Below are 16,210 nucleotides of genomic sequence, written 5' to 3'. Positions count from 1 at the left end.
CGCCGCGTCAATGCGCAGCAGGTGGCACCGCTGCCCGGTAAAGATGCCATGTCGCATGGCCTAGCACGGGCAAAATCACGAGCAAGCCCAAGAACGCTGGGACCATCGCCACAAACAGCAAAGCGCCGATCACAAAAGCCCACAACAGCAGGACGGCCAAATTGTCCCTGACCACGGCAAGGCTTGTGAAAATGGCGGTCAAAACATCCACGTCCCGCTCTACCAGCATCGGAAGGCTAAAGACGGTTGTCGCAAAGAACACGAAAGCGATCACCGCACCAAATGCGCTTCCCACAGCCAGCATGGTCAAACCTGAGGGGGTAAGCAGAAACGCCAGCGATTCAGAACCGGCGCCCGCTTCGACCAGAAAAATCGAAAAGATGAGGTGGGCGATGATGACCCAGAAGCCAAACCCTACGAAGATGAGCACGCCCATGCTCAGGATCTGATCGTCATTGCGGGTTCGGATCGCAGTCAGGACCGCTGTCCATCCAATTGGCAGGCCAAGCTCGCTTCGGCGGCTGACTTCATAAAGGCCAACAGCGGTAAAAGGGGCAAGCAGCGGAAAGCCTGCTGCTGCCGGGATAAGCCAGGAAACCTCTCCGCGCGCTAGCAGGAGGTAGGTGAGAGCCAGGCCAGAGGCCGCAAACAGGCTGCCGAAGAACAGCCCATATTGCGGCTTTGCCAGAAAGTCAGCCAACCCAAGACGAAGCGCCGCCCATAAATGCGCCACGGTCAAATCGGTACTGGCTTGGCCAGGTTTCCGATCATGCACGCGTTTGAGCGATGTATCGTCCGGTTGACTAACCCCTGTCATCTGCAGCTCTCCCCTTATCCAAGCTGCAAGACTATCATTTCATAGTCTTACGTCAAAAGCGGTATGAAACCCCTGCGCTGACCACCCATGGGTCAAGTTTGTGATCGGTTTCAAGAACCACGGTGTTGCCCGCACTCACCTGAAGAGTGGTGTCGATGAAATAGCGCTTGGCATCGAAGGTGACGCCAAAACCGCTTTCGCCGACGGGTACGTCAACACCAGCTTGAAGCACGAAGCCGAACTCGTTTGAGAGGTCCGCATCGGTTGCACCCAGCGGTACGACACCTGCGCCGGGTTTATCGCGAAGCCAGATGAAGTAAGCACCGCCTGCGCCAACATATGGTTTCACGCCGCCAAGATCGAAGTGCGCTTTTGCGGTGAAGGTGGCAGGCAGAAGCAGAGCGTCAGAGACAACTTCGGTGCCAGCGGGCAAACCAGAGACGGCATCAACGTCGTGCTGTGTGGTGCCAGCGATGGTTTCAATCGAGAAGTTTTCGGAAACGAAATACTCAATCGCAACAGTAGGCACGAAATTGTCATTAGAGGCAGTATCAGTGCCAGCTGGCAGACCCACAGCATCGCTTACAACAGTTTCAATCTCGCCATCAGGCGCAACCAGCGTCCCGACAACTTTGACCTGAATGTCACCGGCCTCTTGTGCCAGAGCAGGTGTGCTCACGAACGCCATTGCAGCAGTTGCGGCGCAAAACAGTGTCTTTTTCATTACTTCAAATCCCTGATTAAGCTTCGATTTTCCGAAAGGCTTGGCGGATCAGACTACGGTAATTGATACGCTCGTCGTCAGCCGGTTGGAGAGCCGATTGGCTTAGGCCGGCGCCCTACCCATTCATCTCTTCGTCGCTTCGTTCGTCCAAACAGCAGTGGCCACCCGATGCGGCCCAGGACTTTGCTGTTGAAAGGGCAGATAACCGCGAGGAAACGAGTAAACATTGATTCAGATCAATGTAATTCCACCTATTTTGCACCAGTCAGGTCAAGCTTTTCTGGCGGTACTCGCCCAGACTAAATCTATACGAAGGCATCTTGGCATGACTTTTCCGGAATTGTTTGAACGCTTTGCCACCAAGGCTTTACCCTTGAATGTGAGCGATGCGACGCACCTCAAGTTTCAAGCGGTCGCCCGTTATGCAAGCGCGCGCGAAGGTGATGCACCATTCAAAGGAAATGGCTCAGATCAAATCATCTTTATCGCACGCGGCAGCACCAAGCTGGTGGCACAAGCGTCACAAGGGCGCGAACAAATCGTTGCCTTCAACTTTGAAGGCGACATGGTTTCAGTGCCGGCTAAAGCCGCGCACGTTTATTCGCTAATTGCGCTCGAAGACTGCGAGCTCATTTATTTTCCTGCACAAGAGTTTTTTCGACTGGCCCAAGAAGAGGCAGTTATGATCTCCGATATGCTGGACCGGGCGCTCAAAGCGCTCGCCCGGTGTCGGGAAAAAACGATTGCGCTTGGCCGCAAAACAGCAGGGGAGCGCATCGCAAGCTTTCTTATCAGCATGGCCGAGCGAATCGGCGATGGTGCGCCCGATGGCATAACAATGGAACTGCCCATGTCCCGGCGCGATATCGCCGACAGCCTTGGCCTTACCATTGAAACTGTAAGCCGCCAGCTAACCGACCTTAGAAGTGCCGGGATCATTCAGACGCCGGGCCGATCACGGGTCGTTCTGACAGACATGGAAGCCTTGAAGGCCAGAGCAGGACACTTGCTGGAAGCGGCCTGATAAAATTTCGCAAATTTGATGCAGATCAATGCACTCGATTGAGCGGCATGGCAAGGTGTGTCAACTTATCTGGACAGTATTGCGCCGTATGGACGGGAATTTGAGGCGCTGTATGACCGATTTGTCTGAGGGAAATGACAGTTTGACCTTGGGCCGATTGGGAGAAAGTGACGCAAATTTCGCGGCACTTTGATTTGAGTCAAATACGGGATCGATCTGGTTCTCCAACAGGGCATCAGATCAAAAAGGGATCGACATTATGGAAGCTGTACTCGGTCGGCTGGGGTTCTATGCCCTCGCCTTACTCGCTGTCATTGCGGCTATCGCTGGTGCACAGGACACCGGATTTGCCGTTCACATGGGAATTATCGGCCTCGTGCTTGTCATCATGATGGTGGCAACATTGGGCACGTTTAATCCGCTCGCTAAGGCATCGAGCATCTTCAAGATGCCGTCAGGCCCAGCGAAATACGACGATGATGTCGTGCGCTGGGGCGTGATCGCAACGATGTTCTGGGGGCTTGCGGGTTTGCTGGCAGGTGTGTTCATCGCAGCGCAGCTGGCGTTCCCCTGGTTGAATTTTGAGCCTTATCTCAACTTTGGCCGCGTTCGCCCGCTTCACACTTCAGCGGTGATTTTTGCCTTTGGTGGCAACGCGCTTCTGGCAACCAGCTTCTATGTCGTTCAGCGCACTTGCCGCACAACGCTTGCCCTGCCGGGCCTCGCGCGGTTTGTGTTCTGGGGCTACCAGCTTTTCATCGTTTTGGCGGCGACCGGATACCTTTTGGGCGTTACGCAGTCCAAAGAGTATGCCGAGCCTGAATGGTATGTTGATCTGTGGCTGACCGTGGTTTGGGTTGCCTATCTTGCCGTCTTCGTCGGCACGCTTCTGAAGCGCCGCGAACCGCATATCTATGTCGCCAACTGGTTTTACCTCGCATTCATCGTGACCATCGCGATGCTGCACGTGGTCAACAATCTGGCAATGCCAGTAAGCCTTTTGGGATCGCGCAGCTACTCGGCTTTTGCAGGCGTTCAGGATGCTTTGACGCAGTGGTGGTATGGCCACAATGCGGTGGGTTTCTTCCTGACCGCAGGGTTCCTCGCGATGATGTATTACTTCGTCCCCAAGCAAGCGAACCGTCCGGTTTATTCGTACCGTCTGTCGATCATCCACTTTTGGTCGCTGATCTTCCTCTACATCTGGGCAGGTCCACACCACCTTCACTACACAGCGCTTCCCGACTGGGCACAGACGCTGGGCATGGTGTTCTCGATCATGCTGTGGATGCCAAGCTGGGGCGGTATGATCAACGGTCTGATGACGCTCAATGGCGCATGGGACAAGATCCGCACCGACCCGATCATCCGCATGATGGTCATGGCGCTCGCATTCTATGGAATGAGCACCTTTGAAGGGCCGATGCTCTCGATCAAAGCGGTGAACTCGCTTTCGCACTACACCGACTGGACGATTGGCCACGTGCACTCTGGCGCGCTTGGATGGAACGGCATGATCACCTTTGCCTGTGTCTATTTCCTCGTGCCCAAACTTTGGAAGAAAGAGCGTCTCTATTCGCTTCGCATGATCAACTGGCACTTCTGGCTCGCAACGCTCGGCATCGTTCTTTACGCGGCCAGTATGTGGGTTGCCGGGATTACCCAAGGCCTGATGTGGCGTGAATATGGCGCTGACGGATACCTCGTGAACAGCTTCGTCGACAGTGTTGCAGCGCTTCACCCGATGTATCTGATGCGCGCAGCTGGTGGCCTTCTCTACCTCTCTGGCGCGGTCATCATGGCCTATAACATCTGGATGACGATTGCTGGACACCAGCGCCAAGAGGCCCCGATGAGCGACATGGAATTTGACGAGGACGCGGACCGTCCGCTGCCCGCACCTTCCGCCGCCCAACCCCAAGCTGAACCAGCAGAATAAGGAGCTTTACCAATGAGCACGACCTCTCAAAATAACGCTCCCGATCAGGGCGCCTTCGAAGGCCATAAAAGGCTGGAGAAAAACGTCACCCTGCTGGCAGCTGCCACACTCGTGACCGTCGCAATTGGCGGACTTGTCGAAATCGCGCCGCTGTTCTGGATCGACAATACGATCGAGGAAGTCGAAGGGATGCGGCCTTACACCCCGCTCGAGCAAGCAGGCCGGGACATCTACATTCGTGAAGGGTGCTACACCTGTCACAGCCAGATGATCCGTCCGTTTCGCGACGAGGTGGAACGTTATGGCCACTATTCGCTGGCGGCTGAAAGTATGTACGACCACCCCTTCCAATGGGGATCAAAACGCACCGGGCCTGACCTTGCACGCGTTGGCGGTCGCTATTCGGATGAGTGGCACGTTCAGCACTTGAAAAACCCGCAAAGCGTGGTCCCGCAGAGTATCATGCCAAGCTACAGCTTCCTTGCGGACACTAAGCTGCACATCGCTGACATCTCTGCCAATCTAACCGCATTGCAGCGCGTCGGCGTGCCTTACAGCGCGATTGATATCGAGATGGCGGAAAATGACCTGTACGCACAGGCCAATCCTGAATTGGACGCTGGCGATCTTCAGGAACGCTATCCCAAGTCGCAAATCCGCGATTACGACGGCGATCCCACCCGCGTGACAGAGATGGATGCTCTGATAGCTTACCTTCAGATGCTCGGCACGCTGGTCGATGTCGACAGCGCCGCAGCCCAAGCGGAACTTGCACAGGAGACGGGTCGATGAGCTTTTACGAAACCCTTCGTCACCTCGCCGACAGCTACGGCCTTGTGATGATATTCGCACTTTATGTTTTGCTGTGCGGGTGGAGCTTCCTCCCCCATTCAAAGGCCCGCGTTGAAGAGGCCAAAAACTCGATCTTCGAGGAGGACGAAAATGTCTGATAAGTCCCGGATTGATGAAGCCACAGGCACCGAATTTGTCGGCCATGAGTGGGACGGCATCGAAGAACTGAACACCCCGCTGCCGCGCTGGTGGCTTTGGACCTTCTATGCAACGATTGCCTGGGCGCTCGTTTACGTCGTGCTTTATCCGGCATGGCCGATGGTTGAAAAAGCGACGGATGGTGTGCTCGGATGGTCCTCGCGCGGCGAATTGGCCAAGGAAATGAGTGCTGCCGATTTGGCACGCCAAACCACCTTTGAGAGGATAGCGGCTACCGACATCACTAAGCTGTCGGCTGACCCTGAACTTTTAGGGCAAGCGATCTCTGGCGGTGCATCAGCGTTTAAGCAACACTGCGTCCAATGCCACGGCGCGGGCGCTGCGGGGTATGAGCAGTATGGCTATCCCAACCTTAATGACGATGACTGGATTTGGGGCGGCGATCTTGAAGCCATTCAATACACGCTCACCCACGGCATCCGCTGGGAAGGGTCAGATCAAACGCGCTTCTCACTGATGCCAGCCTTTGGCGACATCTTCGATCAAAGTCAGATTAGTGCACTGGTTGCGCACGTAAAGTCGCTGAGCGGCGACGGGCCGGGAAGCGCGGCGGGCGCTGAATTGTTCGAAACCAATTGCGCCGCGTGCCACAACTCAAGCGGATCGGGCGACCGTATTCAGGGCGCGCCTGCATTGAATGATGCGATCTGGCTTTATGGCGGTAGCGAGGCGAGCATTCGCCAGCAAATCTCCAACCCTCGTCACGGTGTGATGCCGGGATGGAGCGACAAGCTGGACCCTGTCACCATCAAGATGCTTGCAGCCTATGTCCACTCACGCGGTGGCGGTGAAGAAACCAAGGCGGAGCCCGCCACAGACGCAGCCGAAGATGAGGCTCAAGTGGCGATGGCTGAAGGAGCAGAAGGCAATGGCCAACTCTGACCAACTCGAAACTCCACTGGCTGATCCCAAAAAAGGGGCCAGCCGGTGGAGCACTGCGCTCGATAAAACAGGCGCCGCCTCGCGTCCCCCATCGCCCCCGGTACCCGGCGGATCTCCTTCGCTTTATGCCAAGCGTGAAAACGTCCATAACAAGCGGATCGATGGCCCGTTTCGCCGCTTCAAATGGCTCATCATGCTCGTCACCCTGACGATCTACTATGTGACCCCATGGATCCGTTGGGATCGTGGGCCATATGCGCCCGATCAAGCGGTGTTGATCGATCTTGCCAATCGCCGTTTCTATATGTTCGACATCGAGATTTGGCCGCACGAATTTTACTTTGTCGCAGGCCTTCTCATCATGGCAGGGATTGGCCTGTTCCTTGTCACCAGTGCGGTGGGCCGGGCGTGGTGCGGATATGCCTGTCCGCAAACGGTCTGGACCGACCTGTTTCAGCACGTCGACCGCTTCTTTGATGGCGACCGCAATGCCCGGATGAAATTGGACAAGGCACCTTGGACCGCATCGAAAATCGCGCGGCGCACCAGCAAGTGGGCGGTTTACCTGCTCATTGCGATGGTGACTGGCGGGGCATGGATTCTCTACTTCGCCGATGCGCCGACGCTAGCGCGCGATTTCTTCACGCTGAATGCCGATCCGGTTGCTTACATGACTGTAGCGGTTCTGACCGGCACCACTTTCTGGCTTGGCGGTTTTATGCGCGAACAAGTGTGCATTTATATGTGCCCGTGGCCGCGTATTCAGGGCGCGATGCTCGACGAGAAATCGCTCATTGTTACTTACAAAGACTGGCGCGGCGAACAGCGCGGAAGCCTTAAAAAAGCGAAGAAAGAGCCGGAAAAATACGGCGATTGCATTGATTGCCGCGAATGTGTTGCGGTGTGCCCCACGGGCATTGATATTCGCGAAGGCCAGCAGATCGGCTGTATCACCTGCGGATTGTGCATTGATGCGTGTGATCGCATTATGAAAGGGATCGACCGCCCGCGCGGCCTTATCGATTATGCCACCCTTGACCAGTGCGAAGCGGAGGCGGCAGGCGCTCCCGCTCAACCTGCTTACAAGGCTCTGCTGCGTCCGCGCACCTTTATCTATTTCGGCGTATGGGCGGCGATTGGCGCAGCTCTGCTCTTCTCGCTTGGCACCCGCACACACACCGATTTGACCGTATCGCCGGAACGCAATCCGCCATTCATGCTGATGAAAGATGGCTCTGTGCGTAACGCCTTCACGCTTCGCCTGCGCAATATGGAAGCGCGCCCGCGTGAAATGGAAGTTGCGCTTAAAGGCCTGCCCGAAGGCTCAGTCATGTGGACTGACCGGATCGGGCGCGATGCTGCCGCTCCCACTCAGACCATCACCGTTCCTGCTGACCAAACGCGGATCGTGCGCACCTACGTAAGCGTGCCTCAAGGGACCACGACCGACACCTTTTCTTTTGAACTGACTTCTCTCGATGAACAACGCGAACGCGACGTCGAAGAAACAGTGTTCACCCTGCCAGGAGGCGAATAGTGGCAAGCACTTCAAACAAGCAACGACTGACAGGGCGCCGCGTCGCGCTGATCTTTGTCGCAGGCTTTGGCATTGTCGCGGCGGTCAACTTCACCATGGCGAGCCTTGCTGTGGGCGGATTTCACGGGGTGGTTGTGAACAACTCCTATGTCGCGAGCCAGAACTTCAATCGCTGGCTGGAAGCGGCCGAAGCATCCAAGGCGCTTGGGTGGAAGGCGTCGGCCGAGCGCGGTGAGAGCGGCCACGTCACCATCACCACGCAATATGTGCCCGAAGGAGCAGTCGTTAGCGCCGAACTTCGCCGCCCGATTGGAGAGCACGCTTTTGCCAGCCTTGATTTTGCCCCCAAAGGTGGCGGCACTTTCGCTTCCACCCAGCCGGTTGACGCAGGCCGCTGGACCATGCGCCTTACCATCACCTCTGGCGATGATGTCTGGATAAGCGAGAGCGAACTTTAAGTGAACGCTCCCGTCCCTCTTCCCCAGCAAACCGCAGCAGAGCTGACCGCGACACGCTTCACTGTCCCGGGTATCAAATGCGCTGGCTGTATCGCAAAGATTGAACGCGAGCTTGTGAAAGTGGACGGGATTGCCAGCGCGCGCGTCAATTTCTCTGCCAAGCGTGTTGCCATCGAACACGAACCAAACATGGACGAAGCGTCCCTGACCCGCGCGCTTGAACAGCTCGGCTTTGAGGCGCAGGCGGTCGAAGAAAACCCCCTTGGCGCCGATGATAAGGAGCGCACGCAGCTGGTCCGCGCGCTGGGTGTTGCGGGTTTTGGCATGATGAACATCATGCTCCTTTCGGTCAGCATCTGGTCGGGGGCTGAAGGAGCTACGCGCGAGCTTTTCCATTGGCTTTCCGCCCTGATCGCTCTTCCCGTGATCGCATATTCCGGGCGGCCGTTTTTCGCCTCAGCGCTTATGGCTTTGAAGCACGGGCGCACCAATATGGACGTTCCCATCTCCATCGGCGTTATTCTGGCAACCGCGCTGAGCCTGTATGAAACGGCAACCGGCGGGGAGCACGCCTATTTCGAAAGCGCGGTGATGCTTTTGTTCTTCCTGCTCGCAGGGCGCGCGCTTGATGCGGTGATGCGCGACAAGACGCGGGCCGGGATCGGCGCGCTGCTTGGCCGAATGGGAAAATCGGCGCAAATCGTGGACGAGGATGGTTCAACCCGCAGCGTTGCCGCTGCTGACCTTGAGCCCGGCATGATTGCTCTTGTCGCCGCTGGTGAAGCACTGGCCGCAGATGGCGAGGTTATCGAAGGCGCCAGCGCCATCGACAATTCCATGCTGACCGGAGAAAGTCGGCCTGAGCCCGTCGCCACTGGAAGCGCAGTGCTGGCCGGCGCGATCAATCTTAGCGCGCCCATTCGCGTGCGTTTGACCGCCACGGCTCAAGACACAGCTATTGCCGACATCGCGCGGTTGATGGACGAAGCGGGTCAATCGCGCAGCTCATATGTGCGCATCGCTGACCGTGCCAGCCGCGCTTATGCGCCTGCCGTGCACAGCCTTGCAGCGCTTGCCTTTGTTGGCTGGATGGTGGCGGGCGCTGGATGGTACCAATCGCTCGTTATCGCGATTGCGGTTCTGATAATCACTTGCCCTTGCGCCATGGGATTAGCCGTGCCGACCGCGCAGGTGGTAGCCTCTGGCGCGCTTCTAAAACGTGGACTTTTGGTCAAGGATGGCAGTGCTTTAGAACGGCTCGCCGAGTGCGACAGCGCCCTGATGGACAAAACCGGCACTTTGACCGTCGGCGAACCTGTTCCCCAAATTGATGATCTTAGCAAAGCTCAGAAATCCGTGGCCTTAGCCCTCGCACAGTCTAGTTCGCACCCCTTGAGCAAGGGACTGGCAAAGACATTGCGAGCCGCAGGCGTGGAGCCAGCCATACTCATCGATGTGACAGAAGTTTCCGGCGAAGGGATGCGCGGTATCTGGCGTGGACAGAACGCGACCCTAGGGCGGCCCAAAAACAGCACAGACGAGCTTCAGCCCGCTGGCCTTTCAACACAGCTGACTATTGGAGAATTTGGGCAAACCATCGCCTTTAACGATCCTTTGCGCTGCGATGCAGCCGCAACGCTGGACGCGATGCGCGCACTTGGCATGGAGGCCGCCATCGTCTCAGGCGATCGCAGCGCAGCGGTCGATGCGGTTGCAAACACCCTTGGCATCAAAGGCTTTGGAGATGCGAGCCCCAAGGAAAAGCTGGAGATGCTCGACCAGTTGAAAGGCGCTGGCCACAAACCTTTGATGGTGGGTGATGGCCTGAACGACGGCCCTGCCCTTGCCGCAGCCCACGCCTCTATCGCGCCGGGCACCGCAAGCGATGCGAGCAAACAAGCGGCAGATGCGGTGTTCCTTGGCGAAAAGCTGATGCCAGTGGCCCTCGCGGTCAAAGCGGCGCGCGCCACCATGCGCATCGTGCGGCAAAACTTCGGCTTTTCGATTCTCTACAACGCGCTCGCCGTGCCGCTTGCGCTGTTTGGGTATGTTACCCCGCTGATCGCTGCCATCGCCATGTCGGTGAGCAGCCTTGTGGTGGTCGCCAATTCTTTGCGCCTCAACGGAGCTGCCAAATGAGCATCCTCATGTTTCTCATCCCGATTGCTCTTGGCATGGGCGCGCTTGGCCTTCTCGCTTTCTTTTGGGCGATGAAGACCGGACAATATGAAGACATGGACGGCGCCGCCACACGCATCCTTATCGACGATGAGGGAGACGATCAGTGATCAAAGCGTGTCTCGCCTTCGCAGCACTCGTGCCCATAATGACAGGCCCGCTGCCAAACGATGAGAAATCGCTGCTGATTGAATTATGCAGCGGGGGGCAGATCAGCATCCCGCTTGGTAATGAAACACCGGCAGACGATCACCCATGCGACCCGCAAGCCTGTCATGCAGGCACGTGCCGCGAGAAGCCCAAAAAGGGCAATTTGATCTAGCGCAAAGACGCTCCAGTTCCGTTTCTCCATAGCAGCACTCCGGCATCCGCGCTGCCCCCCCCTGCGTCGGATGCCGGACCCTAATACTATGGAGCGAGCATAAACAAATGTGGCCTTATTACCCTGAACTGCTCGAAACTCCTGTTCCGCGCTACACCAGCTATCCAACAGCTGCCGATTTTGGCGAGTTGTCGCCGCGCGCGCTTGAAACACAGATCGAGCAAACGACAGGCGACATCTCGCTTTATGTGCACATCCCGTTTTGTGAGAAGATTTGCTTTTACTGCGGCTGTAACACCGCCGCGAGCGGCAGGCGGCAACGGGTTGAAAGCTATCTGAGCGCTCTCCACGCTCAGATAGAGACGGTTGCAAAGCTGTTGCCACGCGAAGCTGGCGTGCGCCGGATTGCCTTTGGCGGGGGAAGTCCGAATGCGATCCTACCCTCAGAATTTCTTGACCTTGTCGACGCCCTCAATCGGCATTTCTGGCTGCATGACACGCAATGGTCGATCGAAATTGACCCGCGCACAATGTCAGGCGACTGGTCCGAGGTCATTGGCGAGGCGGGCATCACAAGGGCAAGCCTTGGCGTGCAGACTTTCGCCGCACACTGCCAGAAAGCCATCGGGCGCGAGCAAGGCGACGGCCTGATTTGTCAAACCGTGCAATGGCTGCGCGATGCGGGCGTTACTTCGCTCAATTTCGATCTGATGTATGGCCTGCCTCATCAGACACTTGAAGATGTGGAAGAGAGCCTTGATTGCGCGCAGCTCTTGGGCGCGGACCGGATTGCACTGTTCGGCTATGCCCATGTGCCGCATATTATCCCGCGCCAAAGGGTGATTGATGCAAGCGCCCTTCCGGGCAAGGACACCCGTTTCGCAATGGCACGCCAAGGCTTCGGCTATCTCACGTCCCATGGGTATGAGCCGGTTGGCTTTGACCACTTCGCGAAGAGCTCCGATCCTTTGGCTGTGGCGGCGCGGCGGGGCACGTTGAATCGCAATTTTCAGGGGTTTACCGATGACACCGCGCCAGTTCTCATTGGTCTTGGCTCGTCAGCGATCAACGTCTTTCCCGACCTGATCGTACAAAATGAAAAGAACTCAGGCCGCTATCGGATGCTGTCCTCGCAAGGGCTTTTATGCGGCGCTGATGGTATCGTGCGCAGCGCCAAGGACCAGATGATAGGCGACGTCATTAAAGGCCTTCTGTGCCAGAATGTCGCTCAATTGACCCCGTGTCTACTGGCTGATCAGCGTGAAGCACTCAGCGTGTTTCTGGAACGCGAACTCGCCCGGCTTGATGGCTTGACCCTGACAATTACGCCAGAGGGATTGCCTTACGCTAGGACAATCGCGAGCCTGTTTGACCCATATCGCAAAGCAACAACGCGCCAGTTCAGCTCTGCGATTTAGGCAAGCGCAACCCGCTACAATTCGTCTTTGACCTGCGCCCAGGCGAGAAGCGCAAACAGCGCTGTTCCGCCGATGACATTGCCAATCAGCGTCGGCAAAATGTTGTTCACCATCATCGGCGCAATCGCACGTTCGCCTTCCCATGCGAGCAGGAAAATCTCGCACGATCCCACGATAACGTGGGTGAAGTCGCCAAGGGCAATGACATAGATAATGAGGAAAACCAGCCCCAGAAAACTGTTGCCTGAACTTGGCCGCATCCACACCAATGCCGCAATCAACAGCCCCGATGGCATCCCCTTCACCAACGATTCCAGAAAACCCAGCTCTGCGACTTTCGTGCTGATCGACATCATGGCATCAAAGGTCGCCTCAGAGACAATAGGGGTGAAAACAAACAGCGCGGCCATAATCGCAGTGCCGATGAAATTGCCGACAAGGCTGATCCCCCAAACCCGGCTTGTATTCCAGCAGTTTTTAGGAGTCGGTTTTGCGATGGTGGGCAAGACTGGCGTGATCGTGTTTTCGGTAAACAGCTGCAAACGGCAGAAAATCACAAGGATAAAGCCGATGGTATACCCAAGGCTGTCAATCGCGTGTCCAAAGGAAAGCCCGCTCGTCTCAGCATAAAGCGCAGCTTTTACGATGAGCGAGAAGCTGACCAGTAGTCCCGCTGCGATAGCCGACCAGAACAGCGAAGCCGAAGGCCGCTCCATTTCCTCGATGCCCTCTTGAGAGATTTCGATGTAAATCTCTGGAGAGGTGGGCGCATCGCCAGCGTGATCCGCACCGGGCTCGGATGCCTGCTGGTCTGGCTTTTTATCAGACATATTGCAATCTCATCTTATAGGGGCTGCGCTAAGGCACCGAACGCATACTTACGAACCGGATCGCCAGTTGGGTATAGCGCAATTCAAACTCATCATTGGCTAGCTTTGAACCTCGTCCAGGCCCAGCGCAGGCCAAATAGCCAGAGCGCACATCACCGCAAGGATCGTCAGCGTGACTTCGAGCCCTGCAAAGTTCGCAATCAGGCTGAAAACTCCACCTGCCAAAAGCACGATACCAATGGCGGTGTTCGAAAGCGCGGTGAATGCCGCTCTCGTTTCGCTTGTTGCCATATCAACCAGATGGGTTGAGCGCCCCAGCCGCACCCCCTGATAGCTGACCATAAGGACAAAGAGCAGCACAGGAAGGACAAAATCGCCCTGCATCCATCCGAGGGCCGATGCAGCAACCGTCGCCGCCAAGGCCGAGGCGCCGATAATTGATGCGATGATCAGCACTTTGCGGCTCGATCGGTCGGACAAAGTGCCCCAGATAAAACTGCTCAAGAGCGCGGACAGGGCCGACGAGAAAACAAGCAGTCCCAAGCTGCTTGAACCCTCTTGGCCTTGCGTTCCCAACGCGACCATGAACGGGGGAGCAAAGGCAGTCGCAGTGAGCAAGCCGCGTGTCATGATGAAGGTGCGAAGCTGCGGTTCGGTTTTGAAATACTGAAGGTTTTCCATCGCCGACTTGAATGCGTTTGCCCCGCCTTCGGTCGCGCCTTTCTCCTCGGAAAGCGAGGTGAAGACAAGGCTTCCGGCGATCCACGCAACACCTGCTACAAAAAGCGCTACGACTACGACGGTAAAGCGTTCGAAATTGCCGAAATACAACACGAGAGCAAAGATGATCGCGGCGATTGCAGACAGGCTGCTGGCAAGGCCGGTGGCGCGGCCCCGGCGCGATTTATCGACCGTTTTTCCAAGCACATCCTTATAGCAAACCGAGCACACGCTCCGCGCAAGGGATAACACGGTGAGCGCTGCCAGAATGGCGATCCCGGCTTGCAGTCCGGTTAGAAACAGCGCCGCAAAGGCGATGGCCAAAGCGGCTAGCCCTTGAACCGATGCGCCTGCCGACCATGCCCATTTGCGCTGAGGCAATTCACGCAGTTTTTCGGCCGTGAACATCTGAGGCAACAAAGCGCCCGCTTCGCGGATGGGCACCAACAGACCAACGAGCGCAGAAGGGGCTCCCAGCGATGTCATCAGCCAGCTAAGGACAAGCTTGGGGTCGACCAGCGCATCCCCGCTCTTGGAGAGGGTGAGAGCCGAAACATGGGCAAAGAAATTTCCGGCTTCATCTTTGCAAGCGCTCTCCGGAATGTCGGCACACGCGCGTCCATCATCGTCAATGGCGATGGCTTCAAAAGCAGGTTCGAGCCAGTCTTTTGAGTTCGTCATAGGGTGATCTTACCTTTGATTTCGCCAGGAACGCACTGCCTCGGCGCGCGGCGTTTGGTAAGATAAATGACTGGCAGCACAATGCGTTCCTGCGCCAAGCCATGTCCCGCGCATTTGAGATTAAGGGTCAGTCGCCATTGCTTTCCGGGTCCATCAGATTGGATTCGCCAATGGCACGCTGCATTGGTCCGTGGTCGGGAAAGTCATAAGGGCGCAATGTCCGTTTTCCCGCATCGCGGGCAGCTTTCGAAAAATGCTCGACAACTTCAATCAATGAGCCAGTGGCCTCAAGCCGCTGGGCAACGGCCTCAACCGGTTGCGACAAATGCTCAGCCAACAGATCAGCGCGCACGTGAGCGATACGGTCTTGCACCTCGCTCTTGCCTTCAGAGCACAGAGCAAGGTCGCACTCGCTGTCGAACCCCATTGAACGGTTGTTGAGATTGGCAGACCCGATCCTGAGCACATCATTGTCGGCGATCATGATCTTGGCGTGGCAGTAAATCTCTTTGTTCGTCGCCGTCACCGGGTGATAAACGCGCAGGCGGTCTGCATTAGGGTGTTCCATCAAGCCTTCAAGCAAGACCGCGCGCTGCGGCTGCATGATCGCGCTTTCGATGGGGCCGTCTGCTGTGACGGGGTTCAGCAGGATAATTTCCGGACAATCATCACTCGACAAACGCGCTTCGATTGCCTCGGCAATCGCGGTGGAGGCAAAGTATTGGCTTTCGGCATAAATCCATCGCTTTGCCTTTGCGATCATGTCGAGGAATAAGCGCTCACCTTCGCGCACCTCCTCTTGGTCTTCCATCTCCGGTTCAGTGCGCACAATCGCAACTTCGACATCGCGAAATTGCGGCTCAAGATATTCCGGCCAGCAGTGCGCGGTGGGGTGGGCTGGTGCCATTGGGCGGCCTCCGGCGCTTGCCCATCGGCTTTGCGTATAAACGGCCAGCTCACGCGCGGCAGGCCCTTGAACGATCATTGAGGCATCATGCCAGGGTCCATCATCAGTCCCTCCGGGCGAGGCGCGAAGAGGATTGTGCTCAAGGTGTTCGCGCGTGTCCCACCGGCTCTCGGTGACATCAATTCCGCCGCAAAAGGCAGTGCATTCATCGATGCTGATGATCTTGCGATGGACTGATGCCAAAGGCGGGTGATGCCGGTCGAGCAGGAGGTGGATGCGCGGATGAAAAATCCAGCGCAGCAGCGTCCACAAAGTCAACCCGCGAGCCAGAGTTTTCAGCGAACCAATATCCCAGCGCAAGATGTAAATCTGCAATTCGGGATTGCGCTTGACCAGCCATTCGATGAACGGTCCCAGAGCAAGTGGCCCCTCCACGGGCCCTTGCGTGTCGTACATTTCCACCCGCGTATCAATGTCCCAGCTAAGCATCACAATACGCGAGCGCGCTTTCATCATCGCACTGCGCACGGCACGGAAATAATCCTCGCCATCGACCAGAAGGGTGGCTCTTTCAGCGCGGGTTGCTTTCCAACAATTCTCGCCGGAGCGAAGGAAATTTTCAGGATCCACGAAGCATCGTTCCTTTGCATCGCACCTGCGCGCGGTAATGAAATTGTCGCGAACCTAAAGCCGGAAGCTGAAGTCGCCTTAGCCATTGGGATAGCGCTCAAACACTTCTAAACCAAGCGGCTTCTCTGGCTG

General features: G+C 56.8%; 16 protein-coding genes. 11 read left to right on the top strand and 5 right to left on the bottom strand.

What is annotated here, in order from left to right; translation table 11 throughout:
- Positions 1–7: 7 nt before the first annotated feature.
- Positions 8–817 (bottom strand): DUF2189 domain-containing protein, encoded by an 810-nt coding sequence (locus INR77_RS04190; RefSeq protein ID WP_223072671.1) that lies wholly within the window; start codon positions 815–817, stop codon positions 8–10.
- Between the two features lie 52 nt (positions 818–869).
- Positions 870–1,541, bottom strand: coding sequence for an OmpW family protein (locus tag INR77_RS04185; RefSeq protein WP_223072670.1), 672 nt, complete (start codon positions 1,539–1,541; stop codon positions 870–872).
- A gap of 325 nt (positions 1,542–1,866) precedes the next feature.
- On the opposite strand from INR77_RS04185, the gene INR77_RS04180 reads away from it, so the two are divergent.
- From INR77_RS04180 to hemN, 11 genes are all read left to right on the top strand, one after another.
- Entirely contained in the window at positions 1,867–2,565 is a 699-nt protein-coding gene (locus INR77_RS04180) for a helix-turn-helix domain-containing protein (RefSeq protein ID WP_223072669.1), read from the top strand.
- 259 nt (positions 2,566–2,824) lie between these two features.
- Complete coding sequence (gene ccoN / locus INR77_RS04175) at positions 2,825–4,504, top strand: cytochrome-c oxidase, cbb3-type subunit I (RefSeq protein WP_223072668.1); 1,680 nt, start codon at positions 2,825–2,827, stop codon at positions 4,502–4,504.
- A 12-nt stretch (positions 4,505–4,516) separates the two neighbouring features.
- The gene (gene ccoO / locus INR77_RS04170; protein WP_223072667.1) at positions 4,517–5,296 is read left to right on the top strand and encodes a cytochrome-c oxidase, cbb3-type subunit II; all 780 of its coding nucleotides are present in this window, start codon (positions 4,517–4,519) and stop codon (positions 5,294–5,296) included.
- The gene (locus INR77_RS04165) at positions 5,293–5,454 is read left to right on the top strand and encodes a cbb3-type cytochrome c oxidase subunit 3 (protein ID WP_223072666.1); all 162 of its coding nucleotides are present in this window, start codon (positions 5,293–5,295) and stop codon (positions 5,452–5,454) included. The genes ccoO and INR77_RS04165 overlap by 4 nt, the downstream gene beginning before the upstream one ends.
- Positions 5,447–6,397: a cytochrome-c oxidase, cbb3-type subunit III gene (ccoP, locus tag INR77_RS04160; RefSeq protein ID WP_223072665.1), complete on the top strand. Its 951-nt coding sequence runs from the start codon at positions 5,447–5,449 to the stop codon at positions 6,395–6,397. Before INR77_RS04165 ends, ccoP begins: the two co-directional genes overlap by 8 nt.
- Positions 6,384–7,934 (top strand): cytochrome c oxidase accessory protein CcoG, encoded by a 1,551-nt coding sequence (gene ccoG, locus INR77_RS04155; protein ID WP_223072664.1) that lies wholly within the window; start codon positions 6,384–6,386, stop codon positions 7,932–7,934. The genes ccoP and ccoG overlap by 14 nt, the downstream gene beginning before the upstream one ends.
- Positions 7,934–8,392 carry a FixH family protein gene (locus INR77_RS04150; RefSeq protein ID WP_223072663.1) on the top strand — a complete coding sequence of 153 codons (459 nt, stop codon included), beginning with the start codon at positions 7,934–7,936 and terminating at the stop codon, positions 8,390–8,392. Before ccoG ends, INR77_RS04150 begins: the two co-directional genes overlap by 1 nt.
- On the top strand, positions 8,393–10,531 hold the full coding sequence (locus INR77_RS04145; protein WP_223072662.1) for a heavy metal translocating P-type ATPase: 2,139 nt from the start codon (positions 8,393–8,395) through the stop codon (positions 10,529–10,531).
- Positions 10,528–10,680 carry a cbb3-type cytochrome oxidase assembly protein CcoS gene (gene ccoS / locus INR77_RS04140; RefSeq protein WP_223072661.1) on the top strand — a complete coding sequence of 51 codons (153 nt, stop codon included), beginning with the start codon at positions 10,528–10,530 and terminating at the stop codon, positions 10,678–10,680. The genes INR77_RS04145 and ccoS overlap by 4 nt, the downstream gene beginning before the upstream one ends.
- On the top strand, positions 10,677–10,892 hold the full coding sequence (locus INR77_RS04135) for a hypothetical protein (protein ID WP_223073619.1): 216 nt from the start codon (positions 10,677–10,679) through the stop codon (positions 10,890–10,892). The genes ccoS and INR77_RS04135 overlap by 4 nt, the downstream gene beginning before the upstream one ends.
- Positions 10,893–10,999: 107 nt before the next feature.
- Entirely contained in the window at positions 11,000–12,310 is a 1,311-nt protein-coding gene (gene hemN, locus INR77_RS04130) for an oxygen-independent coproporphyrinogen III oxidase (RefSeq protein ID WP_223072660.1), read from the top strand.
- Between the two features lie 14 nt (positions 12,311–12,324).
- On the opposite strand, the gene INR77_RS04125 is transcribed toward hemN, so the two are convergent.
- The 3 genes from INR77_RS04125 to INR77_RS04115 all read right to left on the bottom strand — a co-directional run bounded on the left by INR77_RS04125 (position 12,325) and on the right by INR77_RS04115 (position 16,078).
- Positions 12,325–13,140 (bottom strand): formate/nitrite transporter family protein, encoded by an 816-nt coding sequence (locus INR77_RS04125; protein ID WP_223072659.1) that lies wholly within the window; start codon positions 13,138–13,140, stop codon positions 12,325–12,327.
- A 99-nt stretch (positions 13,141–13,239) separates the two neighbouring features.
- Positions 13,240–14,541 carry a hypothetical protein gene (locus INR77_RS04120; RefSeq protein WP_223072658.1) on the bottom strand — a complete coding sequence of 434 codons (1,302 nt, stop codon included), beginning with the start codon at positions 14,539–14,541 and terminating at the stop codon, positions 13,240–13,242.
- Between the two features lie 127 nt (positions 14,542–14,668).
- Positions 14,669–16,078 (bottom strand): phospholipase D-like domain-containing protein, encoded by a 1,410-nt coding sequence (locus INR77_RS04115; RefSeq protein ID WP_223072657.1) that lies wholly within the window; start codon positions 16,076–16,078, stop codon positions 14,669–14,671.
- Positions 16,079–16,210: the final 132 nt, after the last annotated feature.

The sequence above is a fragment of the Erythrobacter sp. SCSIO 43205 genome, assembly GCF_019904235.1.
GTDB lineage: Bacteria > Pseudomonadota > Alphaproteobacteria > Sphingomonadales > Sphingomonadaceae > Erythrobacter.
This window is presented reverse-complemented; position numbering and strand designations above follow the sequence as displayed.